The sequence below is a fragment of the Tateyamaria sp. ANG-S1 genome, from assembly GCF_000814025.1.
Taxonomy (GTDB): Bacteria; Pseudomonadota; Alphaproteobacteria; order Rhodobacterales; family Rhodobacteraceae; genus Tateyamaria.
This window is the reverse complement of the sequence record NZ_JWLL01000001.1, coordinates 256834-278269: the sequence shown is the minus strand read 5'-3', so window position 1 is coordinate 278269 and position 21436 is coordinate 256834. Positions and strand designations below refer to the sequence as shown.

The following is a 21436-nucleotide window of genomic DNA, read 5'->3' as shown; positions in this document are numbered from 1 at the left end:
CCGATTACAGCGAATGACAAGTCGCTATTCCAACGGGGTGATGGCGGCCAAATCGTCGGCTGGCAGGGCATCCCGCATCTCCACGACCGTGCGCCGGGTGATCGGATGCACCCAATCCGGCACGACCTCTGCCATCGGAACAAGTACAAAAGCACGCTCATGCAACCGGGGGTGGGGCAACAGCAACTGACCGGGGGCCGCTTTCTGCTGCTGATCCAGGGGCAAATCCATCCATTGACGCAACGTCGCAACGTCTGGGCTTACCTCGTGACCAAAGGCCAAAAGATCCAAATCAATCACACGTTGTTCCCAACGGACCATCCGACGGCGCCCAAGATCGGCTTCGATCTCGTGCAAACGCGTGATCGCCTCGGGCGCCGACCACGTCGCACTCAGCAAAACAACGGCATTCACAAAGTCGGGCCCGCTGCCCGCAGGCACAGCAGGTGTCCGAAAAAAGCGGCTTTGCCCACGAATTGATGCACCCGATTCTTCTAGCTCCACGAGTGCTTTTTCCAAGGTTTCTGCAGGTGACCCTACGTCAGAGGACTTGTTTGACCCCAGTGCAATCACCAGGTTTGAGGGGTTTTGCGGCAGGGTTTCGCTCGCTTTGACCCCAGACGTGACTTGCGACATAATAAAAAACACCTATTTTTCAACCACCGCCGTTTCGCGTTTTTACGCACTCACTCACGGAAATCACAGGCGGAACCCCGAATTTTCGGAAGGACATTTTATGTTTTACAAAGACGAACGGTTAGCACTGTTCATCGACGGCTCGAACTTATACGCCGCAGCCAAAGCGCTTGGGTTCGACATCGACTACAAACTCCTGCGGCAAGAATTCATGCGTAGAGGCAAATTGCTGCGCGCGTTCTACTACACAGCCCTGCTTGAAAACGACGAGTATTCACCGATCCGTCCACTCGTGGATTGGCTGAATTACAACGGGTTCACCATGGTGACCAAACCGGCCAAGGAATACACTGATTCCATGGGTCGGCGTAAGGTCAAGGGGAACATGGACATCGAACTCGCCGTCGATGCAATGGAACTCGCCCCGCGCGTGGATCACATCGTGCTGTTTTCGGGCGACGGGGACTTCCGCCCGCTGGTGGAAAGCCTTCAACGCCAGGGCGTGCGCGTGTCTGTCGTCTCGACGATTCGCAGCCAGCCGCCGATGATCTCGGACGATCTGCGCCGCCAAGCCGACAACTTCATCGAGCTCGACGAGCTGAAGGACGTCATCGGCCGCCCCCCGCGCGAACCGATGCCCGAGCGGGAACAGAAGCTGCAAGCACAAGGCTAAATTGCCCCTGCATGAACGGGCAGTGACACCGCAATGTCCCTGCCCGTCATATAAAAATGGGTTCGTGCTCAAATATGGCGTGCCTCATCTCTGACACACCCCGCAGTTTTAAAACAAAAACAACTGTGTAAATATCCCCCCGATTGGGGGGATCGCAGCATGTTTCGTGATGCTGAAGAACTGGAACACCTCACATGCGTCAACGCATTGTGGGACGGCGTGGTACAGACGTTGCGCAAACGGGGCATTCGCCACGTGATCTATATCACTGCGACCGGGACACCGGCGCAGGGTAGCGTGCTTATGACAACCTGTCCGGGGCTCTACACGCAGGCCAGCCCCGACACCGACCCGTTCCTCAGCCATTGCTGCAACAGCTACGACATCACGCGCACCGGCCCCGAATTTCTGCCCGATCACGACTACCTGCCCGACGCGGCCAAGGCGTTCATCAAGACCGCAAGGGCCGAAGGGTTTCTGACAGGCTTCGGCATCCCAACCCGCCTGCGCGGTGCCGACCGCTATGGCGGCTTCAACCTCGGCACCACGCTCGACCGGGAGACGTTCCTCGAACAGATGTGGCTGCAAGCCGAACAGTTCCGGCTCTTCTGCCTTCTGATCCACCGCAGGCTCGAAGAACTGGCAGGCACCCAGACCGACCATGCCCCGGCCCTCATCGCCCCGGAAATGCCCGCCTCCCTCGACGCGCTCAGCCCGCGCGAGGCGGAGGTGATCTACATGCTCGCCCGCGGCCTCAGCCGCAAGGAAGCCGCGCGCGTCTGCGGCATCAGCCTCAACACCGTCAGCGAATACGCCAAGACGGCCTACCGCAAACTGGGCATCCACAACCGGGCCGAAGCGGCGCGGCTGGTCTTTGGCCAAGCCAACCCTGACTAGCGCGCACCCTTTACCCGATGCGCCCAAGCGCTTAGGTCTGGGACAACAACAGGAGCCGCCATGCCACAGCCCGCACTGACCCTCTATCTCGCCGCGCCCCGCGGGTTCTGTGCCGGTGTCGATCGCGCCATCAAGATCGTAGAAATGGCGCTCGACAAATGGGGCGCACCCGTCTTTGTCCGGCACGAGATCGTGCACAACAAATTCGTCGTGGACGGTCTCCGCGACAAGGGCGCCGTTTTTGTCGAGGAACTCGACGAATGCCCCGATGACCGCCCCGTCATCTTCTCGGCCCACGGCGTGCCCAAATCCGTCCCCAACGCGGCCAAGGCGCGGGAAATGATCTATGTGGACGCCACCTGCCCGCTGGTCTCCAAAGTCCATATCGAGGCGCAACGCCACGCCGACAACGGCCTGCAAATGATCATGATCGGCCACGCGGGCCACCCGGAAACGGTCGGCACCATGGGACAGTTGCCCGAGGGCGAAGTGCTGCTCGTTGAAACGGTCGAAGACGTGGCAACGGTCGATGTGCGCGACCCCGACAAACTCGCCTTCGTCACCCAAACCACGCTGTCGGTCGATGACACGGCCGACATCGTGGCAGCGCTCCAGTCCCGCTTCCCGGCCATCGTCGGCCCGCACAAGGAAGACATCTGCTACGCCACCACCAACCGCCAGGAAGCGGTCAAGGCGATGGCCCCAAAATGCGACGCCATGCTCGTGGTCGGCGCGCCGAACTCCTCCAACTCCAAACGTCTGGTCGAAGTGGGCGCACGCGCGGGCTGCAACTATGCCCAGCTGGTGCAAAGGGCGACAGACATCGACTGGCGCGCGCTCGACGGGATCACCTCCATGGGCATTACCGCAGGCGCATCCGCCCCCGAAGTGCTGATCAACGAAGTGATCGACGCCTTCCGCGACCGCTACGATGTCACTGTGGAAATGGTTGAAACAGCAGTCGAAAACGTGGAATTCAAGGTGCCCCGCGTCCTGCGCGAACCGGCCTGACACGTCCCTTGCGCCTCGGCGCGGGCGGTATTTTGCCCACGCCCACCCCGATCACGAATACGTCATAGGACCACACACTTCCGTTACGTGCCCCTGTTCTTAAGTCGTTTGGGTAGCTGCTACCCAAACTCTCACTCAAAGATCGGAGCACACAATGCGCACACCTGCACGCATCGCCTTGGCAACCGGATTATTCCTCGTTTCCGCGGCGGCGTCTTTTGCCCAGGAACGGGGCAACGTCATCTTTTTCCATCCCGATGGCACCGGGGTCAATCACTGGCTGGCTGCCCGCATGCACACGGTGGGTCCGGATGGCGAATTGAACTGGGACAAGCTTCCAGCACTCGGCGTCTATACCGGCCACATGGCCGACCGCGTAAGCGGCACCTCCCACGGCGGTGCGACCGTGCACGCCTACGGGGTCAAAGTGCTGGCCGACAGCTTCGGCATGAACGGAACCGAACCGCTGACCGCCGCGTCGGGGCAGGACATGTCCATCGCGCAAGAGGCGATGGAGGCAGGCAAGGCTGTGGCGCTGGTCCAGTCGGGCCACATCTCGGAACCCGGCACAGCAGTTTTCGTGGCCTCCAACGAAAGCCGCAGCAACGCAGCGGAAATCGCCCAACAGGTGATCGAATCGGGCGCTCAGGTCATCATGGCAGGCGGCGAACGTGACCTGCTGCCCGTGGGCACCGACGGTCAGCACGGCCCCGGTGAGCGCGAAGACGGCGTGAACCTCATCGAAAAAGCGGAAGAGTTGGGCTACACCATCGTCTACACCCGAGACGAGTTGATGGCGCTTGACCCGGACAGCACCGACAAGCTGCTGGGCATCTTCGCCCATAACCACACCTTCAACGACCAGCAACGCGAACGGAACCTGATCGACGGCAAACCCACCTACAACGAAAACGCCCCATCCATCGCCGAAATGACCGAGGTTGCCCTCGCAATCGTCAGCCGCAACGAAGACGGCTTTTTCGCCGTCATCGAAGAGGAGGGCACAGACAACATCGCCAACAACATGAACGCCGCAGGTACACTGGAGGCGCTCAGCCGGGCCGATGCCGCCGTCGGGTCGATCCTCGAATTCCTTGAGGACCGCGACGATACCTTGCTGGTCATGGCCGCAGATTCCGACGCCGGTGGTATGCAGGTCTACCATCAGGAGGAAGGCCCGGTCGAAGCCACGACCTCAGGCGGTGGCATTCTGCATGGTGTCCAGGGCACATTCGGCGATGCGTTCGAAACGGCACCGGACGCGAACGGCAATACCCAATTCTTCGGCATTGCCTGGACCGGCTACAGCGACGTCGCCGGGGGCATCCTGGTGCGTGGCGCAGGCCTGAACAGCGACATGATCGCGCCGCTGATGGACTCCACGGATGTCTATTCGCTCATGCACCAAACCCTGTTCGGCGCAACCAACTAAGCGCCGGACCATGGGGCCGGTCCTGCCCCCTGAGGACCGGCCCCGCCCAGTCATTGCGGCAGCACTCCGCGCATGTTGGCCGCGCGCAAAGCCACTTTGGGCATCGCCAGTATAGAAATCACGCGGACCGACACGCTCAAGGCATCCTCTGCGCTCTTTACCGATCCCCACCAACCGCCTACCCTCGTCCGATAAACGCGCGAGGTCCTGCAATGCTCTCCCTTCAATTCCTGCTCACGGCACTGGTCGTGGTCATCGCACCCGGCACAGGCGTGATCTACACCCTCGCGCTCGGCCTCGGCCAAGGACGGCGCGCAGCGCTCTGGGCCGCCTTGGGCTGCACCTTCGGCATCGTCCCCCACCTCGCCGCAGCCACGCTTGGCCTGGCGGCGATCCTCCACACCTCCGCGCTCCTCTTCAACATCGTGAAATTCGCAGGCGTCGCCTACCTCCTCTGGCTCGCCTGGGGCAGCCTGCGCTCCGATGGCGCCCTCAACATCTCGTCCCAACGCAGCGCTGACGCAGGCTGGCGGATCGCCCGACGCGGAGCCCTGATCAACATCCTGAATCCCAAACTGTCGATCTTCTTCCTCGCCCTCCTGCCGCCCTTCCTCTCCGGCAACGCAGCAACCGCGACACTGGAGATGACAACACTCGGACTCGTCTTCATGGCAATGACCTTCGCCGTCTTCGTCCTCTACGGCACCTTCGCCGCCGCCGCGCGCCAGTGGATTCTCGGCTCCGAAGTCGTAATGCGCTGGCTCTCCCGCAGCTTTGCCGCGATCTTCGCCGCCCTCGCAGGCCGCCTCGCGCTAGAGCGTGCATGAGCAACAATTGGATCTGGTTCGAGGGGGTCATCGAACCGCTCGAATGGGGCAAGAACACCTACACCATCCTGCGCCTGCCAGATGATGTGATCGCCGCCCTACCCCCGAAAACCAAGCGGATCGAGGGCGAATTCGGCGACGTCCCCATCAACCTCGCCCTGACCAAAGCGCCAGTCCTCGACGGCACCTTTGTCTACGCGGGCAAGACCTTCTTGCGCGACAGCGGGCTCGACGTCGGCCTGCCGTTCGATGCACGCATCCGCCCCGTCGATCCCACACTTGTCGAGGTGCCCGAAGATGTCATGGCCGCCATCCGAGGGGCGGGACGCAGCGCAGACTGGACCAGTTTGACCCCCGGCCAACAGCGCGCCAAATTGCACCTTGTCAACACGGCCAAAAGGGCCGACACCCGGGCCAAACGCATCGCCAAACTGATCTCCGAGCTATGACCTCCATCCCCCGCGCGCCCCTGATCCTCGGCCTCGCCGGCCTGATCCCCTTCATCTGGGGCGCCTTCACCGTGCTCAGCCCCGCGCTCGCCGCATGGGGCCTCGAAAATATCGGGCCGCGCTTTGTCGGACCCTATGTGCAACTCTTCTACGGCTCGGTCATCCTGTCGTTCATGTCCGGCGTGCTCTGGGGCTTTGCGACCAAGGCCAGCGGCTCCCAAGCCGCCACCGGCTACGTCCTCTCGGTCATCCCCGCGCTCTGGGCCTTCTTCATGACGGGCGGCGGACCCACAAGTGCCGCAACAAACCTCATCTTCGGCTTCATCGGCCTGCTGATGCTCGACTTCGCCTTCTCACGCTGGGGCCTGACCCCGCGCTGGTGGATGCAACTGCGCGTGCTGCTGACGGCCATCGTCGTGGCCTGCCTCGCCGTCACGGTGATCTGATGAGCGACCGCGAAACGCTTCAAGTCTACGCCACCAAAGCGGGCGAGTACGCGGACCTCGTCCAGAACACGGGCGCCGACCCGATGGTGCAGAAATTCATCGCGCATGTCCCCGAAGGCGGCACAGTCCTCGACATCGGCTGCGGCCCCGGCTTTGCCGCAGCGGCCATGGCGCAGGCCGGTCTCGACGCCCACGCCTGGGACCCGGTGCCCGAAATGCTGGCGCTCGCCAAATCCCACCCCAGCGTTACCGCGCGGCAGGCCACCTACGCTGACCTAACCGAAACCGCCACCTACGACGGCATCTGGTCCAACTTCTCCATGCTGCACACGCCCCTTGCCGAATGGCCCGCCCACTTCACCGCCATCCACCGCGCCCTGAAGCCGGGCGGCCTCCTCCACTTCGGCACCAAGCTGGGAACGGGCGAGGCGCGCGACAGCATCGGGCGGCTCTACTCCTACATGACCGAAGACGCACTGAACGACCTGCTCGCCCAAACCGGCTTCACCCTCACCTACACCCGCAAGGGCGAGGAAGCAGGCCTCTCGGGCGACATCGCCCCCTTCATCGTGCTGCAGGCCCACCGTGGCTGAGCTCTTCGCCTACACCGACGGCGCCTGCTCGGGCAATCCCGGCCCCGGCGGTTGGGGTGCGCTGCTGCGCGCCATGGACGGCGAGACGGTCGTGAAGGAACGCGAACTCAAGGGCGGCGAAGCGCAGACAACGAACAACAAGATGGAGCTGATGGCCGCCATCTCGGCGCTCGAAGCACTCGACCGCGCCAGCACCATCACGGTCGTCACCGACAGCAACTACGTCAAAAACGGGATCACAAGCTGGATCCACGGCTGGAAGCGGAACGGCTGGAAAAACGCCTCTAAAAAGCCGGTCGCCAATGCCGATCTCTGGCAACGGCTCGACGCCGCCCAAGCCCGGCATCAGGTGACATGGGAATGGGTCAAGGGGCACGCAGGACACCCTGAAAACGAACGCGCAGATGAACTCGCGCGGGCGGGCATGGCCCCGTTCAAGGGCAAATAGCACGCGCAAACTCTGCACTCCGCGGCGCTTATCACGCGGTTCGTTACACGTTTCAACCGACGCAAACATCTGATCTTGAAAGAGAAGTTTGTTTATTCACGCCAAGTCAGTCACATCTCACTGCCATTTCCATGACAGCCTGTGACCGATCGGTCCCTTATTGTTACAACCCCAAAGCGCTATCTTTCTCCCAAGACACACGGCCCCGACCGCCAACGAAAAGGAGAACAGACATGAACCTGCAAGCCACCAAAACCCCGCTTCTGATCGCCGCCATCGCCACCGCTGTCACCATCACCAGCCTGTCGCCTGTCAACGCTCAACCCTATTGGGTCAGCGCCACAGCCAATACCGAAAACGCCGAAGTCATCGACGCGAACTTCAAGATCAAGGTCAAGAAACATCACGGCTACAAATCTCATCGCGGCCATAAATTCCACGCGCACAAACACCACGGCCACAGATTTCATGGCCATAAACATCACGGCCACAAGTTCCATGGCCCCAAGCACCACAGCGTGAAAAAGAAATACGTCTCCCCCAGAACGAAGTTCAAAAAGAGAGTGCTGATCAAGAAATTCTTCTGATCCCATCCTCAAAATCGCACCGGCGGCCCGCCATATAAGTGTGGCGGGCACCAGCAAGAGGAGCAGAAGAAATGACACGAAATCTGCTCTGCATTGCGCTGATCGCAGGGGCGCTCACTTCCAGCCTTGCGGCTCAAACGCCGGAAATGCCGCCTCTGGTCAACCAGACAGACCCGACACAACGGCTTGTCCCCAAACCAACCCCGCTCGCCAGCGGGGTCCGCGCGGCCAAACCCTCTGTCCATCTCGGCCCCGGCTTTCGCGAAGCCAAACCGTCAAGCCACCTCAGCCCAAACGTGCAGACACCCGAGGTCAAAGATCGCGACTAGCGCCGTTACTTCCGCCAGTGCGTGGGCACGATGATCAGCGCCCCGATTGACGACACGATGGCGTTCAGCCCCGGACTTGAAAAGCCAAAGCCGAACATCAGCCGGACAAAGTAGAACAGGAACGCGCCGCCGATGCAGATGATAATCGACTGCACGATCCCGTTATGGGTAAAGCGCGTCTTTTCAGACAGATAGCCAACGATACCCGCAATCACGACGGTGCCGATCAGGGTGGGAAACATGCCCGCTCTCCTACAATTGCGTGCCCTTGGACAGTGGAAGACCGCGCAGGAACACCTCCGCATCCTGCGCCCCTTTGCCCGCCCGTTGCAAGCGGGTCAGGCCCACAGCACCACTGCCGCAGGCAACGGTCAGCGCATCGTCCAGGACCGCACCAGCAGCCCCCGCACCGTCTGCCAACACCGAGCCCAGCACCTTGATCCGCGTGCCCTCATGCTCGAACCACGCCCCGGGAAATGGCGACAGCCCCCGGATCAGTCGATCCACCTCGACCGCATCACGGGACCAGTCAATCGCCGCCTCCGCCTTGTCGATCTTCGCGGCATAGGTCACGCCCGCCTCGGGCTGCGGCTCAGGCACCAGATCAGCCAAACCGGCCAGCGCCTCGACAATCAGCCCAGCGCCCATCCCGGCCAAGCGGTCATGCAGGTCCGCCGTGGTCTGGGTCGCCCCAATCGGCGTAGTGCCCCGCAACAGCACAGGGCCGGTATCCAACCCGGCCTCCATCTGCATGATGCACACGCCTGTCTCCGCGTCCCCCGCCATAATGGCGCGATGGATCGGCGCGGCCCCGCGCCAGCGCGGCAGCAGGCTCGCATGGATGTTCAGACAACCATGGGTCGGCGCATCCAAGATCGGCTGCGGCAGGATCAAACCATAAGCCACAACGACAGCCACATCCGCGTTCAAAGCCGCAAACTCCGCCTGCGCCACCTCGTTGCGCAACGACACCGGATGGCGCACCTCCAGCCCCAAGGCCTCAGCCCGCGCCTGCACAGGGCTGGGTCGGTCTTTCTTGCCCCGCCCCGCAGGCCGCGGCGGCTGGGTATAGACGCAGACGATCTCGTGCCCCGCCGCGTGCAACGCATCAAGCGCCGAAACAGAAAACTCCGGGGTCCCCATGAAGATCACACGCATCTCACCGCCCCTTCTTCGCCTTGCGCAGCAGCATGTCGCGCTTTACCCGGCCCAGATTGTCGAAATACATCCGCCCCGCCAGATGGTCGATCTGGTGCTGCACACTCCGCGCCTCCAACCCTTCGAAATCACGGCGGTCAATCATGCCCTGCTCATTCAAAAACCGCACGGTGACGGCCTTGGGGCGCGACACTTCAGCCGATACACCCGGCAGGTTCGGGCTCGCCTCCGTCCCCTTCTCGATGTCCGAGGACGCCTCCAGCACCTCCGGGTTCGCCAGCAGGATACGGCGCGACCGGTCCGGCGTCGCATCAACAACGGCAACCCGCAGCATCACCCCGATCTGCGGTGCCGCCAGCCCGACACCCGGCATCGCATCCATCGTCTCGACCATATCAGCCCACAGCGTGCGGATCTCGTCCGTGATCTCGGGCACATCCTCAGCAGGCGTACGCAACCGTTTGTCGGGCCAGGGAACAAAGGGGCGAACGGTCATTGATCCCCCTCATAGACCGCAAGAATGGCATCCCGCTGCGCATCGTCGACCCGGTCCAGCGTCACCACGCCATCCAAATGATCCAGCTCATGCTGCGCGCAAAGGGCGGCAAAGCCGGTCAACCATTCGTCGTGGACGACACCGTCCAAATCGGTCCAGACCATGCGCACCGACGTGGGCCGCGTCACATGGGCGGTCACACCGGGGATCGACAGGCAGCCCTCGTCCGCGCTGGCCACCTCAACCCCGCGCTCAATCGCATCGGGGTTGATGCAAACAACCGGGCTGCGCGCGCCCTCTTTCCACGTCACATCCATCACGAACAGACGCACCAACTCGCCCACCTGCGGCGCGGCCAACCCGCGACCGGGGGCGGCATACATCGTCTCCAGCATATCCTCGGCCAGCGCACGCACTTCCGGCGTGATCGCCTCCACCGGCGCACAAACAGCCTCCAGCCGCGCATCCGGCCAGGTCAAAATCGGCCGCACGCTCATGCGCGCGCGCGTTCCCGTTTCAACTTCTGCATCTTGCGAGTGATCAACTGGCGCTTCAGGGGCTTGAGGTAGTCAATGAACAGCTTGCCATCGAGGTGATCAATCTCGTGCTGCACACACGTCGCCCACAAGCCATCCATGGCCTGCGTCTGCTCATTCCCATCGCGGTCGATCCAACGCACCTCAACCTCCGCCGGGCGGGTCACATCGGCAAACTGCTCGGGGATCGACAGACATCCTTCCTCATAGGTGTTCATCGTATCGGACGACGCCACAATCTCCGGATTGAACATGACCAGCGGACGGGGCGCCTCGCCATCCTCCTTCACGCAGTCCAGCACCACCAACCGGGTCAACACCCCCACCTGAGGAGCCGCCAACCCAATACCCGGCGCATCATACATCGTCTCAAGCATATCATCGGCCAGACGACGCAACTCGTCCGTCAGGTCGGGCACAGCCTCAGCCGTCTTTTTCAGACGCGGATCAGGGTGCAGAAGAATGGGGCGTTTCATGGCGTTCATGTAAGCCAACGCCCCGGCCACCGCAATGTCCCCTTGCACCTGCTCCGATGCACGCTAGCCTGCGCCAAGACCAACGGAGTACCCCCCATGAGTTTCGACACCATCATCGACCGCCGCGGCAGCCATTGCGTGAAATGGGACATGATGGAGGAGATCTATGGCGTCGATGGCGACAAGGGGCTCGCCATGTGGGTGGCCGACATGGATTTCCGCCCGCCGCAATGCGTGCTGGATGCGGTACGCACACAGCTGGACCACGGGATCATCGGCTATTTCGGGGACGACACCGAATACCGCGAGGCGATCCAGTGGTGGATGAAGGAACGGCACAACTGGACGGTCCAGGCCGACCACATCTTTACCACCCACGGGCTCGTCAACGGCACCGCCATGTGCGTGGACACCTTCACCGAACCGGGCGACGGCGTCGTGCTGTTCACGCCCGTCTACCACGCCTTTGCCAAGGTCATAAAAGCCAACAACCGGCGCGTGGTCGAATGCGAAATGCCCATGTCGGACGGGCGGTACGAGATGGACTTCGACACCTGGGACGAACAACTCGACGGCTCGGAAACCATGCTCATCCTCTGCTCGCCCCACAATCCCGGCGGGCGGGTCTGGACGCGGGACGAGCTGCTGGGCGTCGCCGCCTTCGCCAAACGGCACAAGCTGATCCTTGTGTCGGATGAGATTCACCACGACCTCGTCATGCCCGGCCACACGCACATCCCTATGTCGCACATTCCGGGGGTCGAGGACCGGCTGATCATGATGACGGCCACGACCAAGACGTTCAATATCGCCGGGTCCCACTCCGGCAATGTGATCATCGCCGACCCGGACCTGCGCGCCAAATTCGCCCAGCGCATGGCGGGCCTTGGCCTCTCGCCAAACTCCTTCGGCCTGTTCATGGCGACCGCCGCCTACTCGCCCGAAGGTGCAGCATGGACGGACGAGTTGGTCAGCTATCTCGACGGCAACCGCAAACTCTTTGACGAGGCGGTCAACGCCATCCCCGGCCTCTACTCAATGCCGCTCGAAGCCACGTACCTGTCATGGGTCGACTTCGACGGCACCGGCATGACGCGCGATGAATTCACCAAGCGCGTCGAACAAGACGCCTGCATCGCCGTCAACCACGGCCCCACCTTTGGCAAGGGCGGCGACAGCTGGCTGCGGTTCAACATCGCCACGCCACGCGCACGGGTGCAAGAAGCGGTGGAGCGGCTGGACAAGGCATTCGGCGACCTGCAATAGGCGCGCAGGTCACAACCTCACGCTCAACAAAACAGCCACCGGTGTATCCGCACATACCGGTAACGCCTGTCCGCCACTCCTATTCTTGCCCATTCCGAAAGCGGAAGATCGGCAAGTCTCCGCCCCGCGCAGCAGGTTTTTGCCTGCGCGGGCACCACACAAAACGGTCAGTTGCATTCATAGCAGAGCCTAATGACGCTCACAGGCATTACCGTCGGCGACAATTCCTGTCGCAGGCAAATTCCCAAGATTTTACATGGAGGTTTCTTCTATGCCGATTGGTGCTGTCATTCAGTCAGAAGTGTCATTGGTCAGCGGGGGCGGAGGCGGAGGTGGTTTCCTGTCTCTCTTCTCAGCTGGCCCAGCAGGTTTTACCGGATCCGGTGGGTCCAACTTCTTCTCAAGCGTTGGTTTTGGCATTGGCCAAACGCTGCAATTGCCGGGCTATACAACAGGAGATTTCATTTCAGCGGCATTGGACGATGCGGCGGGTACGCCGCATGATCCTTGGGACGAATTCATAATCCAAGACCCACCAAAGGATGCCGAGATTAGCTACGATGCTGACACAGACTCGGCGAGCTATTCGGTCTATGACCCGTATACCGGGATAACGGACGTCTATAGCTACGGACCGAACAGCGCGTTCACGTTTCAAATGATACCGGACGATTCCACGTTCTCCGATCTCGAAGGACGCATTCCGCAGCCGATAGGCCCTGAATTCGACTTCTTCTAAAAGCGAAAGCGCCGCGGTCCGCCGCGGCGCTTTTTGTTGTCGGGCAGCCTGCCTCACCCCATCATCCCCCACAACCTGTCACAGACCGGCGGAATACGCGCCTCGATGGCCTGCATCGCGTCCACGATCAGATCCTCGCGCCACCGCCGCCCGGCAATCTGCACGCCAATGGGCTGCGGCCCCGTCGTCAGCTCGGCCACATGTGTCGACAGGTTGCCCGCAGGCAGGCCGGTGAAGTTCATGATGAACGACCAATGCGCACAGCCCAGCGCGTCGCGGACCCCCTCCGCCCCTTCGGCATCACGGTTGGCGGTAAAGAACGGCTTCAGCATGAACGGCGTCAGCACCAGCGGATAATCTTCCAGAAACAGCGACCACAGCCGCGTGTAATGGGTGCGCTTGGCCAGCATCTGCAGCAACTCTTTGCCCTCATAGGGCGGAAACTGCCGGAAATACTCGTCAAAGATGGCGTTCAACCCCTCGGACCCATAAGTCCGAATGTCATCCCAAAGCAGCGCATGCACCTCGCCCATCAGCGTGCGATAGGCAACCTCCCCCGTTTCCCGGGCAAGCGGCGGCTCAACCTCTTCCACCGCATATCCCGCATCGGACAAGGCACCTGCGGCCTTATCGAGCGCTGTGGCAACATCCGGATGCAGGCCAAACCCGAAATCGTCCCGCGTGACGGCCACCCGAACCGGGCCATCAAACGGCGGGCCGCGCCACGGCAACGGCACATGAAACGGATCATGCGCATCCGGCGCGATCAGCGCAGGCATCGACAGATGCAGGTCGCGCGCGTTGCGGGTGATCAGGCCCTGCACCGACATCGACTGCGCCAACAGCCCCCGTTCCGCCGTCTGGCTGGGGTTCCACGCAGGCACCCGACCCAGCCCCGGCTTGACCGTAACCGCGCCATTGGCCGACGCCGGAAAGCGCAACGAGCCGCCGATGTCATTGCCATGGGCCAGCGCCCCGATCCCCGCCATCACAGCAGCGCCAGCCCCGCCCGACGATCCGCCCGCCGACAGGTGCCGCCCCCACGGGTTGTAGGTCCGGCCAAAAAGCGGATTGTCGGTGTCAGCGCGAAACGAAAACTCCGGCGTATTGGTACGCCCGATCACCACCGCCCCCGCCGCCTTCAGATTGCGGACCAAGGGCGCATCCCCCGGCGCGATGATGTCCTTGAACGCCACAACCCCGTTCGACGTCGCATGCCCCTCCTGATCCACGTTGATCTTGATGGTGACGGGCACACCATGCAGCGGGCCCTTGGGTGCATCGCTGGCATCCAGCGCCGCCGCCTGTGCCCGCGCCGCGTCGGCGAGGCTCTCGACCACCGCATTCAGGCCGGGATTGACCGCTTCCATCCGCGCAAGGGCCGCCTCCGTGACCTCGGACGCCGTCACGGTCCCGTCCCGCGCCGCCCCCGCAATATCCGAAGCACTCCACTGCCAAAGAGGTGCCGCATCCGCCATCACGCTTTTCCTTATCCATGGGCCATTCCCTAAGCATAGCAGGGGCACCGGACCAATGCAGCCTCGCCATGTGCCAATTGGCCCTGTTCCGCGCCCCTCTAGCGTTAACAGGGTTGCAGCGCTTCGACCTGCCGTGCCATGCACAAGCGCCACTCAACACGGAAAGCCAAAGAAGACCCATGTCCGATCGCAATTTCGAACCCATGACCAAAGCCGAAGTCGTCGCCGCACAGCGCGCCTGGGCCAAATCTGTCACCGAACAGGACGTGGAGGGGCTGCTAGCGCTCTACGATTTCGGCGACCCGGACGAACCGGTGCTCTTCAAGCCAACGCTGGCCGACGTGATCCGACTGGATGAAAAAGGGGCGCGGGCCTACTTCGTGGGCGGCGACGCCGACTATCCCCAAGACAGCGGCTTTCTGAAACGCGGCTGGAAAACGGTCGAGTTCCAAAGCGCCGTCGGCCCGATCCTCAAGGCCGGTGGCCTCGGCTACAAGGACATGGGACACTACACCTTTGTCGATGGCAGCGGCAACGCCACGCGGGCCGACTACACCTTTGCGTACCACAAGCTCGACGGGCGGGTGCTGATCTCGCTGCACCACTCATCCCTGACATGGTTCCCGCCGGTCGACGAATAACAGGCGCGGAACCGCGCTACGGCAACACCACCTGCACGCCGTCCCGCGCAAGCTGCCGCGCCTGCAAGCGATCAAGCTCCTGCAAGGCCGCCTCCGGATCGCCCGTGCGCGACAGCGCGCGGGCATAGACGGTCTGCACCGATTGCGGACGCCACGGCAGTGCGGCATTGGCAAGCCACGCGCGCAACATCGGCGGCAGCCGGTCATAGTCCCGCATGGGGTCCTGTGCCCGCCGCCGCTTGCGCAGCCGTGTCTGGCCAAGGTTCCGGGTCATCCGTGCCCGTCCTGCGCGTCATGGGCATCCGCCACCGGATCAAGAACCAGAACCAGCCGCGTCTCACCCGTCCCCTCGATGGGCGGGGACCGGTGCAGCAACCCGGTCTTCGGCGTCTCGGGCCACACCGTACCGCGCATGATCATCGGCGACCCGGTGGCCACGGTGAACACCCGTTTGGGCGCGTCCCCATCGGTGGATATGCCGTACTGCGTGCCCGTCCCGCGATAGGTACAGATCAGGCGGGCGGTGATGGCGTCCACATGAAAGCGGCGGCAGGCATTCGTCGTGATCACATCCAGACGCAAGCGCAGATAGGGCGTCTTCATGGTCTCGGCGAACCGCGCCGCCAATCCAGCGACATCTTCGATCAACCAATCGCGATGCTCGGATGCCGGCAGACCGGCCAGATCACACAGGTGGGCCACCGTCGGTGCCACCGCATCAGGTTGCAGGACCAGCCGCGCCGATGGCAGCGCGTCAGGGTCAAGCGCGTCGACCCACTCTTGAAACCCGACCGGCAGCGGCCGCCGCCAGATCGCCGCCGCACAGCCCGGCTTGCGGAGCACCGACAGGTCCTCCGCCCGGTCCGCGATGCCCACGCCAATGGCCGCGTCCTGTACCTCCGTCTGCACGGTGATCACGCGGCCTCCTCGGCACGACGCCAACCGGGGAACGGGTCGGGCAGATCAAGGGGCAGCACATCCGGTCCCGCAGCCACATGCTCGGGCACCAGACAGGCATCCAGCTTCGCCTTCAACGCGGGCCAGTCGATGCCCGTGCCGATGAACACGATCTCCTGCCGCCGGTCGCCCCACGGCTCGGACCAGTGGGCCTCCATATAGGCGCGGGCGCTCTCGTGATCCGGCCACCGGTCCTTGGGCACCGATGCCCACCACGTGCCCAGCGGCTTGACCGACGACAAGGCACCCGCCAGCGAAAACTCGGCCACCCAATTGGGGCGCGTGGCCAGCCAGAAATGCCCCTTCGCCCGTATCACACCGGGCAGATCGCCGTTCAACGCCGCCATGATCTTTTCCGGCTCAAACGGCTGCCGCGCCCGATAGACAAAGCTGGCAACGCCGTATTCCTCGGTCTCCGGCACGTGATCGGCAAAGCCATAAAGCTCCTTGGCCCACATCGGATGCTCATGCGCCTTTTCAAAATCAAACAGGCCGGTGTCCAGAATCTCCTTGGCCGCGACATCCGAATGATCCGTCTCGATGATCTTCGCATCGGCATTCAGGCTGCGAATGATCTTGCGGGCGGCATCGGTGCGCTGCGGCCCCGCATCGCCCACCTTGTTCAGAATGACCACATCGGCAAACTCGATCTGCTCGACCAGCAGGTTGACGAGGGTCCGGTCGTCCTCTTCGCCCAACGTCTCACCGCGGTCTTTCAGGAAGTCATGGCTGGAATAGTCGGCCAGCAGGTTCACGGCATCGACGACTGTTACCATCGTGTCCAGACGCGACACATCCGACAGGCTGTCCCCGTCCTCGTCCCGGAAATCAAAGGTCGCCGCCACCGGCAGCGGCTCCGAAATCCCGGTCGATTCGATCAGCAGATAGTCAAACCGCCCCTCACCGGCCAGGCGGCGCACCTCGTCCAGCAGGTCATCGCGCAGCGTGCAGCAGATGCAGCCATTCGACATCTCGACCAGTGTTTCATTCGTCCGCGACAACTCGGTGTCAGCGCGCACGAGGTCCGCGTCGATATTCACCTCGGACATGTCGTTGACGATCACGGCGACACGGCGCCCCTCACGGTTGTTCAGGACCCGGTTCAGCAGCGTGGTCTTACCCGCGCCAAGAAAGCCGGACAGGACGGTTACGGGAAGTCGGGTGTCAGTCATGCCGAATGTTCTCCTTGTGGTGCCTTGCGCTGTCCGCGCATCGCGACAGCCAGTTCAGTGCCATTGGGGCTGCGGCCCCGGGATTGATGCTCCGATTGACAGGTCGCATCGAATGGGAAGGTGCGGTCTCATCTGCAAAATGTAATAACATTACAAATCGAGAGTAAACCAAAAAATCCTCACCGCAGTCTTGGATGTCGGTCGCCATGGACCAGCCACGGCGACCGAGGTGAAAGCCGTTCGACCTACAGGCAGTCCGCCAGTGCGTTCGCCATGTTCCGGATCAGTTGCGGGTAGAGCGCGGGACCGGGTTCAAGATCAGCACCCAGCGGGTCAATCACGCTTGTCTGCGCCTCTGTCCCTTCCAGCACGGTCGCAACCAGACCGGGGTTGAACTGCGGCTCGGACAGCACGCAATCGACGCCCTCGTCGCGGATCCGCCCTTGAATCTCGGCAATGCGCGCCGGGCTCGGGTCAGATGCGTCACCGATGGAAATGGCTCCGGCCGCCGGGAAATCGAACTCGGCCTCGAAATACTGGTAGGCGTCGTGGAACACGATGAAGTTGCCCCCGCGCACCGGGTCAAGGATGGCCGCCACCTCTTCGCGCAGTGCCGCAATCTCGGCCCGCGCATCGCCCGCATTGGTGAAATACGCGCCCGCGTTGTCCGGATCGGCAGCGGACAGCTCAGCCGCAATCAGGTTCAGCCACTGATCGGCATTCTCAAGCGACAGCCAGGCGTGCGGGTCAAAGGCACCATGGTCATGACCGGCATGGTCGTCGTGGTCGTCATGGCCGTGATCATGTTCTGCATGGTCGTGCCCGTGGTCATGATCATGGTCGTGATCATGCGCATCAGCCTTGACCTCTTCATGACCGTGATCGTCGTGTCCATGGTCGTCATGGGCGTGGTCATCATGGCCATTGTCGTCATGCGCGTGGTCATCATGGCCATGGTCGTCATGCGCGTGGTCGTGGTCATCGTGCCCGTGCTCGTCTTTCTCGCCATGCGCCTCCTGATCATGGTCGTCATGCCCATGGTCATCGTGATCCCCATGATCATGGTCATGCGCTTCAAAGAGCGCGTCCTCACGGAACTCCAGCCGCGTGGTGCCGGGGGCTTCCAACAGCTCGGTCACAGCGGCATCCTCGGCCAGCGTCTCGATGGCATCTTCCAGCTGCGGCGTCAGGCCATGCCCGACCCAGAACACAACGTCAGCATCCTGCAGGGCTTGCGCCGACGACGGGCGCATGCTGAATCCATGGGGCGACTCACCCGAAGGAACAATCAGATCAGGCGTCCCGACCCCCTCCATCACACGCGCCACCAGCGCATGCACCGGCGCAATATCGACGGCAACCCGCGGCACATCCGCCATGGCTGTCCCGGCAAGAAGCGCCGCAGTGACCGACACGGGAAGAAGCTTTCTGGACATTCGAACGACCCTGTGATTTTATAACGTTACACCGCCCTTACATGATCACCAATTCCATGACAAGCAATCAACCGTCCCAATCTGCGGATGCCGGAAAGCCACTGGGGTTCGCCAAGCACGACCACACCCAATGCGTCAGCACGGCCGTGGCCGCGGCAGAGGCGCGGTGCGCGCGCGACGGGCTCCGGCTCACACCCGTCCGCAAGAAGGTGCTGGAATTGCTGTTGCAGGAACACCGGGCGCTCGGCGCCTACGCCCTGCTCGATCTGCTCAAGGACGCAGGCTTCGGATCCCAACCGCCCGTGGCCTACCGCGCGCTCGACTTCCTGACAGAACACGGCTTCGCGCACAAAATCGAACGGCTGAACGCCTTTGTCGCCTGCAGCCACCCCGACGAACATCACTCACCCGCCTTCATGGTCTGCCGCCTCTGCGACGCCGTGGCCGAAGCACACGCCATACCCGCCAAGTCGATGATCAACGACGCCGCCAAAGCCGTAGGGTTCAAAGTCGAACGCACCGTGGTCGAGGCCGAGGGCATCTGCCCGGACTGCGTGGACAAGGCACCGGCATGACCCTGATCACCGTCACGAACCTCAGCGTCGCTTACGGCGCCAACACCGTATTGCGGAATGTAGACTTCACATTGGCATCCGGTGAAATCGTCACGATCGTCGGGCCCAACGGATCAGGCAAAACAAGCCTCCTGCGGGCCATCATCGGTGCCGCACAGCCCACCACGGGCCAGGTCGAGACGAAACCCGGCCTGAAAATCGGCTACGTCCCGCAACGGCTGCATATCGACCAGACCCTGCCGATCACGGTGGAACGGTTCCTGCGGCTGACCGACCGGGTGCCCGAAAAAACGTGCAAACAGGCGCTCGACGCCGCCGGGGTCCCGGACCTGCTCAAACGGCAGATGACGGGGCTGTCCGGCGGGCAGTTCCAGCGGGTGCTGCTGGCACGGGCGCTGATCAACGCGCCGGACGTGCTGCTGCTGGACGAAGCGACACAAGGGCTGGACCAACCCGGCTCCGCCGCCTTCTACCGCCAGATCGAAGCGGTGCGGGAACAAACCGGCTGCTCCATCCTGATGATCAGCCACGACCTGCACGTGGTGATGAGCGCATCGGACAGGGTGATCTGCCTCAACGGCCACGTCTGCTGCCAGGGCACACCCGCCGTTGTGGCCTCTGCCCCGGAATACCGCGCACTTTTCGGGGCCGGAACCGGCGGGGCGCTGGCGCTCTACCGGCACGAACACGATCACCACCATGACCATAGCCACGAGGCCGCCGAATAGAATGCTCGACGATTTCATGACCCGCGCCACCCTCGCAGGGATCGGGGTGGCAGGCGCCGCGGCCCCCCTTGGCTGTTTCGTGGTCTGGCGGCGGATGGCCTATTTCGGCGATGCCACGGCCCATGCCGCGATCCTGGGGGTTGCCCTGTCACTGGCGTTCGAAATGTCGATCTTTCCCGGCACATTGGCCGTCGCGCTGATCATGGCGCTGACAGTCACACAGCTTGCCGGTCGCGGCTACGCCATGGACACGCTTCTGGGGGTCATGGCGCATTCCTCACTCGCCTTCGGGCTGGTGGCCGTGTCCTTCCTGTCGGGCATCCGGATCGACCTGATGGCCTACCTCTTCGGCGACATCCTGGCCGTCTCACGCACCGACCTGCTGGTGATCTGGGGCGGCGCGGCGCTGGTCATCGCCCTCATCACATGGCGATGGTCGGCCCTTCTCGCCTCTACCTTGAATGAGGATCTGGCCCACGCCAGCGGCTTCGATCCCAAACGCGAACGGCTAATCCTGACCCTGTGCCTCGCCATCACCGTGGCCGTGGCGATCAAGGTCGTGGGCGTCCTGCTGATCGCGGCCCTCCTGATCATTCCAGCCGCCGCAGCCAGGGTCGCCGCCCGCACACCCGAGGCGATGGCCGCCATCGCGGCGGGCATCGGCATCCTCTCGACCGTCGCGGGCCTGCGCGGGGCCTACATCTTCGACACCCCCGCCGGTCCCTCCATCGTCTGCGTCGCGGCCCTAATCTTTCTCGTGATGAACCTCGCCCGGTGGCGGGATCAGGAACGCGCCTGATATACACCCCGCTCCTGCACCGATCGGTGGTCCTAAAAGTTAATCCGACCCCTCAAAGGTTAACGCAAAATAGTTAACGCCGACCGTGTGTTAACAGGACGTTGCTCGCAAACGCCCCTCAAAAACGCGCAGTTTGAACGCCAAAATGTGCACTTTGCCAAAATCGGGCGTTTTTAGCGCGAAATGAGCGGCCCCAAAACACGCAGTTTCAGCACGAAAACCTGCAGTTTCGCGTCTAAACAGGCACCGCACGGTACGTTAAGCCGCGCGCACTCAGTCGGTTTGACGGGTCAGCAGCGCCACCGGCGCGTCCTCTGACCGGGCGAAATCAAGGGCCGGTTTTTCCGACACAGCGGTCAGGCGCTTGAACTCGTAGCGCATCTCGCCCGCCTCCTCATCGGCGGCGACGATCAGGCATTGGAACAGGTGGATCGCGCCATCATACAGGTCCACATAGCCGCGCAGATACGGCGCCGTCTCGGCCTGCATGGAAAAGCCGGTCTTCCACATGCGCAGCACCGGATATGTCACGCCGTCCACAGCCAGACGCAAACGCGAGGCTTCCTTCAGCGACTGCAACCGCGCGCTGTCCAGGCCCGCTTGCACTTCCTTCGGTACGAATGTCGACATGGCAGTCTTTCCTCTCGCTCC

The 21436-nt window shown here is 62.7% G+C and carries 29 protein-coding genes; 17 read left to right on the top strand and 12 right to left on the bottom strand.

The window, feature by feature from the left end; genetic code table 11:
* Positions 1-24 precede the first annotated feature (24 nt).
* A complete protein-coding gene (gene folK / locus RA29_RS01525) occupies positions 25-636 on the bottom strand; it encodes a 2-amino-4-hydroxy-6-hydroxymethyldihydropteridine diphosphokinase (RefSeq protein WP_052249403.1) in 612 nt (203 codons plus the stop codon).
* Between the two features lie 100 nt (positions 637-736).
* On the opposite strand from folK, the gene RA29_RS01520 reads away from it, so the two are divergent.
* The 11 genes from RA29_RS01520 (at position 737) to RA29_RS01470 (ending at position 8328) form a co-directional block, all read left to right on the top strand.
* Entirely contained in the window at positions 737-1309 is a 573-nt protein-coding gene (locus RA29_RS01520; protein ID WP_039682235.1) for an NYN domain-containing protein, read from the top strand.
* A gap of 159 nt (positions 1310-1468) precedes the next feature.
* Entirely contained in the window at positions 1469-2206 is a 738-nt protein-coding gene (locus RA29_RS01515; RefSeq protein ID WP_052249402.1) for a LuxR C-terminal-related transcriptional regulator, read from the top strand.
* Positions 2207-2266: 60 nt separating this feature from the next.
* Positions 2267-3217 (top strand): 4-hydroxy-3-methylbut-2-enyl diphosphate reductase, encoded by a 951-nt coding sequence (gene ispH / locus RA29_RS01510; protein ID WP_039682233.1) that lies wholly within the window; start codon positions 2267-2269, stop codon positions 3215-3217.
* Between the two features lie 154 nt (positions 3218-3371).
* The gene (locus tag RA29_RS01505) at positions 3372-4649 is read left to right on the top strand and encodes an alkaline phosphatase (RefSeq protein WP_039682225.1); all 1278 of its coding nucleotides are present in this window, start codon (positions 3372-3374) and stop codon (positions 4647-4649) included.
* Positions 4650-4861: 212 nt separating this feature from the next.
* Positions 4862-5476: a LysE family translocator gene (locus tag RA29_RS01500; RefSeq protein ID WP_039682223.1), complete on the top strand. Its 615-nt coding sequence runs from the start codon at positions 4862-4864 to the stop codon at positions 5474-5476.
* Positions 5473-5925: a YdeI/OmpD-associated family protein gene (locus RA29_RS01495; protein ID WP_039682221.1), complete on the top strand. Its 453-nt coding sequence runs from the start codon at positions 5473-5475 to the stop codon at positions 5923-5925. Before RA29_RS01500 ends, RA29_RS01495 begins: the two co-directional genes overlap by 4 nt.
* Positions 5922-6371 carry a DUF3429 domain-containing protein gene (locus RA29_RS01490; protein WP_039682219.1) on the top strand — a complete coding sequence of 150 codons (450 nt, stop codon included), beginning with the start codon at positions 5922-5924 and terminating at the stop codon, positions 6369-6371. Before RA29_RS01495 ends, RA29_RS01490 begins: the two co-directional genes overlap by 4 nt.
* Positions 6371-6964, top strand: a complete 594-nt coding sequence (locus RA29_RS01485; RefSeq protein ID WP_039682217.1) for a class I SAM-dependent methyltransferase — start codon at positions 6371-6373, stop codon at positions 6962-6964. The genes RA29_RS01490 and RA29_RS01485 overlap by 1 nt, the downstream gene beginning before the upstream one ends.
* Entirely contained in the window at positions 6957-7412 is a 456-nt protein-coding gene (rnhA, locus tag RA29_RS01480; protein ID WP_039682215.1) for a ribonuclease HI, read from the top strand. The genes RA29_RS01485 and rnhA overlap by 8 nt, the downstream gene beginning before the upstream one ends.
* Before the next feature lie 233 nt (positions 7413-7645).
* Positions 7646-7999: a hypothetical protein gene (locus tag RA29_RS01475; RefSeq protein WP_039682213.1), complete on the top strand. Its 354-nt coding sequence runs from the start codon at positions 7646-7648 to the stop codon at positions 7997-7999.
* Positions 8000-8070: 71 nt separating this feature from the next.
* A complete protein-coding gene (locus RA29_RS01470; RefSeq protein WP_039682211.1) occupies positions 8071-8328 on the top strand; it encodes a hypothetical protein in 258 nt (85 codons plus the stop codon).
* Positions 8329-8333: 5 nt separating this feature from the next.
* On the opposite strand, the gene RA29_RS01465 is transcribed toward RA29_RS01470, so the two are convergent.
* The 5 genes from RA29_RS01465 to def (RA29_RS01445) are packed head-to-tail and all read right to left on the bottom strand — an operon-like array spanning position 8334 to position 10994.
* Positions 8334-8570: a hypothetical protein gene (locus RA29_RS01465; RefSeq protein ID WP_039682209.1), complete on the bottom strand. Its 237-nt coding sequence runs from the start codon at positions 8568-8570 to the stop codon at positions 8334-8336.
* A gap of 10 nt (positions 8571-8580) precedes the next feature.
* Positions 8581-9486, bottom strand: coding sequence for a methionyl-tRNA formyltransferase (gene fmt, locus RA29_RS01460; RefSeq protein ID WP_039682206.1), 906 nt, complete (start codon positions 9484-9486; stop codon positions 8581-8583).
* Between the two features lies 1 nt (position 9487).
* Positions 9488-9982 (bottom strand): peptide deformylase, encoded by a 495-nt coding sequence (def, locus tag RA29_RS01455; RefSeq protein ID WP_039682204.1) that lies wholly within the window; start codon positions 9980-9982, stop codon positions 9488-9490.
* Positions 9979-10479: a peptide deformylase gene (gene def / locus RA29_RS01450; RefSeq protein ID WP_039682201.1), complete on the bottom strand. Its 501-nt coding sequence runs from the start codon at positions 10477-10479 to the stop codon at positions 9979-9981. Before def (RA29_RS01450) ends, def (RA29_RS01455) begins: the two co-directional genes overlap by 4 nt.
* A complete protein-coding gene (gene def, locus RA29_RS01445; RefSeq protein WP_039682388.1) occupies positions 10476-10994 on the bottom strand; it encodes a peptide deformylase in 519 nt (172 codons plus the stop codon). The genes def (RA29_RS01450) and def (RA29_RS01445) overlap by 4 nt, the downstream gene beginning before the upstream one ends.
* 96 nt (positions 10995-11090) lie before the next feature.
* On the opposite strand from def (RA29_RS01445), the gene RA29_RS01440 reads away from it, so the two are divergent.
* Positions 11091-12260 (top strand): MalY/PatB family protein, encoded by a 1170-nt coding sequence (locus tag RA29_RS01440; RefSeq protein WP_039682199.1) that lies wholly within the window; start codon positions 11091-11093, stop codon positions 12258-12260.
* A 256-nt stretch (positions 12261-12516) separates the two neighbouring features.
* A complete protein-coding gene (locus RA29_RS01435; protein WP_193743436.1) occupies positions 12517-12999 on the top strand; it encodes a hypothetical protein in 483 nt (160 codons plus the stop codon).
* Between the two features lie 53 nt (positions 13000-13052).
* On the opposite strand, the gene RA29_RS01430 is transcribed toward RA29_RS01435, so the two are convergent.
* Entirely contained in the window at positions 13053-14477 is a 1425-nt protein-coding gene (locus RA29_RS01430) for an amidase (RefSeq protein ID WP_039682195.1), read from the bottom strand.
* A 179-nt stretch (positions 14478-14656) separates the two neighbouring features.
* Here RA29_RS01430 and RA29_RS01425 point away from each other — a divergent pair, with 179 nt between their 5' ends.
* On the top strand, positions 14657-15118 hold the full coding sequence (locus RA29_RS01425; RefSeq protein ID WP_152612888.1) for a phosphoribosyl-AMP cyclohydrolase: 462 nt from the start codon (positions 14657-14659) through the stop codon (positions 15116-15118).
* A gap of 16 nt (positions 15119-15134) precedes the next feature.
* Here the strand turns inward: RA29_RS01425 and RA29_RS01420 are convergent, their stop codons facing one another.
* From RA29_RS01420 to RA29_RS01405, 4 genes are all read right to left on the bottom strand, one after another.
* On the bottom strand, positions 15135-15392 hold the full coding sequence (locus RA29_RS01420) for a DUF6525 family protein (RefSeq protein ID WP_039682193.1): 258 nt from the start codon (positions 15390-15392) through the stop codon (positions 15135-15137).
* Positions 15389-16036 (bottom strand): DUF1826 domain-containing protein, encoded by a 648-nt coding sequence (locus tag RA29_RS01415; protein WP_342666370.1) that lies wholly within the window; start codon positions 16034-16036, stop codon positions 15389-15391. Before RA29_RS01415 ends, RA29_RS01420 begins: the two co-directional genes overlap by 4 nt.
* Positions 16033-17247, bottom strand: coding sequence for a GTP-binding protein (locus RA29_RS01410; RefSeq protein ID WP_039682191.1), 1215 nt, complete (start codon positions 17245-17247; stop codon positions 16033-16035). Before RA29_RS01410 ends, RA29_RS01415 begins: the two co-directional genes overlap by 4 nt.
* 245 nt (positions 17248-17492) lie before the next feature.
* Positions 17493-18683, bottom strand: a complete 1191-nt coding sequence (locus RA29_RS01405; protein WP_039682189.1) for a zinc ABC transporter substrate-binding protein — start codon at positions 18681-18683, stop codon at positions 17493-17495.
* Positions 18684-18739: 56 nt separating this feature from the next.
* On the opposite strand from RA29_RS01405, the gene RA29_RS01400 reads away from it, so the two are divergent.
* The 3 genes from RA29_RS01400 to RA29_RS01390 are packed head-to-tail and all read left to right on the top strand — an operon-like array spanning position 18740 to position 20785.
* Positions 18740-19258, top strand: coding sequence for a transcriptional repressor (locus RA29_RS01400; RefSeq protein WP_039682382.1), 519 nt, complete (start codon positions 18740-18742; stop codon positions 19256-19258).
* Positions 19255-19986 (top strand): metal ABC transporter ATP-binding protein, encoded by a 732-nt coding sequence (locus RA29_RS01395; protein WP_039682187.1) that lies wholly within the window; start codon positions 19255-19257, stop codon positions 19984-19986. Before RA29_RS01400 ends, RA29_RS01395 begins: the two co-directional genes overlap by 4 nt.
* A gap of 1 nt (position 19987) precedes the next feature.
* Complete coding sequence (locus tag RA29_RS01390; RefSeq protein WP_039682185.1) at positions 19988-20785, top strand: metal ABC transporter permease; 798 nt, start codon at positions 19988-19990, stop codon at positions 20783-20785.
* Between the two features lie 273 nt (positions 20786-21058).
* Here the strand turns inward: RA29_RS01390 and RA29_RS01385 are convergent, their stop codons facing one another.
* On the bottom strand, positions 21059-21415 hold the full coding sequence (locus tag RA29_RS01385) for a hypothetical protein (RefSeq protein WP_039682183.1): 357 nt from the start codon (positions 21413-21415) through the stop codon (positions 21059-21061).
* Between the last annotated feature and the right edge of the window lie 21 nt (positions 21416-21436).

Coding starts and splice junctions, on each gene's coding strand:
- folK (WP_052249403.1), bottom strand. CDS start 636: ATGTCGCAAGTCACGTCTGGGGTCAAAGCGAGCGAAACCCTGCCGCAA.
- RA29_RS01520 (WP_039682235.1), top strand. CDS start 737: ATGTTTTACAAAGACGAACGGTTAGCACTGTTCATCGACGGCTCGAAC.
- RA29_RS01515 (WP_052249402.1), top strand. CDS start 1,469: ATGTTTCGTGATGCTGAAGAACTGGAACACCTCACATGCGTCAACGCA.
- ispH (WP_039682233.1), top strand. CDS start 2,267: ATGCCACAGCCCGCACTGACCCTCTATCTCGCCGCGCCCCGCGGGTTC.
- RA29_RS01505 (WP_039682225.1), top strand. CDS start 3,372: ATGCGCACACCTGCACGCATCGCCTTGGCAACCGGATTATTCCTCGTT.
- RA29_RS01500 (WP_039682223.1), top strand. CDS start 4,862: ATGCTCTCCCTTCAATTCCTGCTCACGGCACTGGTCGTGGTCATCGCA.
- RA29_RS01495 (WP_039682221.1), top strand. CDS start 5,473: ATGAGCAACAATTGGATCTGGTTCGAGGGGGTCATCGAACCGCTCGAA.
- RA29_RS01490 (WP_039682219.1), top strand. CDS start 5,922: ATGACCTCCATCCCCCGCGCGCCCCTGATCCTCGGCCTCGCCGGCCTG.
- RA29_RS01485 (WP_039682217.1), top strand. CDS start 6,371: ATGAGCGACCGCGAAACGCTTCAAGTCTACGCCACCAAAGCGGGCGAG.
- RA29_RS01475 (WP_039682213.1), top strand. CDS start 7,646: ATGAACCTGCAAGCCACCAAAACCCCGCTTCTGATCGCCGCCATCGCC.
- RA29_RS01470 (WP_039682211.1), top strand. CDS start 8,071: ATGACACGAAATCTGCTCTGCATTGCGCTGATCGCAGGGGCGCTCACT.
- RA29_RS01465 (WP_039682209.1), bottom strand. CDS start 8,570: ATGTTTCCCACCCTGATCGGCACCGTCGTGATTGCGGGTATCGTTGGC.
- fmt (WP_039682206.1), bottom strand. CDS start 9,486: ATGCGTGTGATCTTCATGGGGACCCCGGAGTTTTCTGTTTCGGCGCTT.
- def (WP_039682204.1), bottom strand. CDS start 9,982: ATGACCGTTCGCCCCTTTGTTCCCTGGCCCGACAAACGGTTGCGTACG.
- def (WP_039682201.1), bottom strand. CDS start 10,479: ATGAGCGTGCGGCCGATTTTGACCTGGCCGGATGCGCGGCTGGAGGCT.
- def (WP_039682388.1), bottom strand. CDS start 10,994: ATGAAACGCCCCATTCTTCTGCACCCTGATCCGCGTCTGAAAAAGACG.
- RA29_RS01440 (WP_039682199.1), top strand. CDS start 11,091: ATGAGTTTCGACACCATCATCGACCGCCGCGGCAGCCATTGCGTGAAA.
- RA29_RS01435 (WP_193743436.1), top strand. CDS start 12,517: ATGGAGGTTTCTTCTATGCCGATTGGTGCTGTCATTCAGTCAGAAGTG.
- RA29_RS01430 (WP_039682195.1), bottom strand. CDS start 14,477: ATGGCGGATGCGGCACCTCTTTGGCAGTGGAGTGCTTCGGATATTGCG.
- RA29_RS01425 (WP_152612888.1), top strand. CDS start 14,657: ATGTCCGATCGCAATTTCGAACCCATGACCAAAGCCGAAGTCGTCGCC.
- RA29_RS01420 (WP_039682193.1), bottom strand. CDS start 15,392: ATGACCCGGAACCTTGGCCAGACACGGCTGCGCAAGCGGCGGCGGGCA.
- RA29_RS01410 (WP_039682191.1), bottom strand. CDS start 17,247: ATGACTGACACCCGACTTCCCGTAACCGTCCTGTCCGGCTTTCTTGGC.
- RA29_RS01405 (WP_039682189.1), bottom strand. CDS start 18,683: ATGTCCAGAAAGCTTCTTCCCGTGTCGGTCACTGCGGCGCTTCTTGCC.
- RA29_RS01400 (WP_039682382.1), top strand. CDS start 18,740: ATGACAAGCAATCAACCGTCCCAATCTGCGGATGCCGGAAAGCCACTG.
- RA29_RS01395 (WP_039682187.1), top strand. CDS start 19,255: ATGACCCTGATCACCGTCACGAACCTCAGCGTCGCTTACGGCGCCAAC.
- RA29_RS01390 (WP_039682185.1), top strand. CDS start 19,988: ATGCTCGACGATTTCATGACCCGCGCCACCCTCGCAGGGATCGGGGTG.
- RA29_RS01385 (WP_039682183.1), bottom strand. CDS start 21,415: ATGTCGACATTCGTACCGAAGGAAGTGCAAGCGGGCCTGGACAGCGCG.